Below are 1,083 nucleotides of genomic sequence, written 5' to 3' on the forward strand. Positions count from 1 at the left end.
ACGGTGCGGCGATCGTGCAGTGGAGCGACGGCAACGGCACCAACCAGCAGTTCCGGCTCGCCCAGTCATCCGATGGCTACGTGCGTGTGATCAACCGCAACAGCGGCAAGGCCGTCGAGGTGCAGGGCGCGTCCACCGCCGACGGTGGCAACATCGTCCAGTACGCCGACTGGGGTGGCAGCAACCAGCAGTGGCAGCTGGTCCGCATCGGATAGTGACCGCAACGCCGTAGGTGACAGGGATGGCGGCCCGCCCGGAGGGCGGGCCGCCGCAATCCTCCTCGTCGAGGTGCCGCACGCGCGGCCTCCGGTCGCCGCCTGCCGCATCTCGCCCGCACCCATCCCCCCAGACGTGCTGACGCCACCACCAGACGTCGGCACGCACGCCAGGGCACCCGCGTGCGTTCTGCTCGTGGATGACCCCGATCGAAGGAGTGGACCATGAAGGCCATCGGTGAGGCTCATCCCGCCTCTCCACGGAGACGTCGCTGGCGGTCAGGCTTGGCCGCAGCGGCGGCCGCGGTCATGGCGGCCAGCACGCTCGTCGCGGTCAACGCGGCCCCCGCCTCTGCGGCGACCGTGGACACCAACGCCTGGTACGTCCTGGTCAATCGCAACAGCGGCAAGGCGTTGGACCTGTACGGCTCGGCCACCAACGACGGCGCACGGATCAGCCAGTGGACCCGGAACAACGGCGCGAACCAGCAATGGCAGTTCGTGGACTCCGGGGGAGGCTTCTACCGACTGAAGTCCCGGCACTCGGGCAAAGTCCTCGACGTCAGCAACTTCTCGACCGCCGACGGCGGAGCGATCGTGCAGTGGTCCGACCTCAACGGGACCAACCAGCAGTTCCGGCTGGCCGACTCCGACGGCGGCCATGTGCGGCTGATCAGCCGGCACAGCGGCAAGGCCGTCGAGGTGCAGGGAGCGTCCACCGCCGACGGTGGCAACATCGTGCAGTACGCCGACTGGGGTGGCGCCAACCAGCAGTGGCAACTCGTCCCCACGGACAGCGGCAACCCGCCGCCGACGGGCGGCAGCGGGTGCGGCAAGGCGCCGACGCTCTCCAGTGGCACGCACACGA

At 69.6% G+C, this 1,083-nt stretch carries 1 protein-coding gene and 1 pseudogene; both read left to right on the top strand.

Going from position 1 to position 1,083, the window contains the following annotated elements; genetic code table 11:
- A pseudogene (locus KBX34_RS33115) lies at nt 1–212 on the top strand (RICIN domain-containing protein); the annotation flags it as partial.
- 228 nt (nt 213–440) lie between these two features.
- Nucleotides 441–1,083, top strand: a 643-nt coding sequence (locus tag KBX34_RS33120; RefSeq protein ID WP_210928999.1) for an RICIN domain-containing protein, incomplete at its 3' end; no start/stop codon positions are given.

This window comes from Micromonospora sp. M61, from assembly GCF_018070245.1.
In the GTDB taxonomy this organism is placed as follows: Bacteria; Actinomycetota; Actinomycetes; order Mycobacteriales; family Micromonosporaceae; genus Micromonospora; species Micromonospora zamorensis.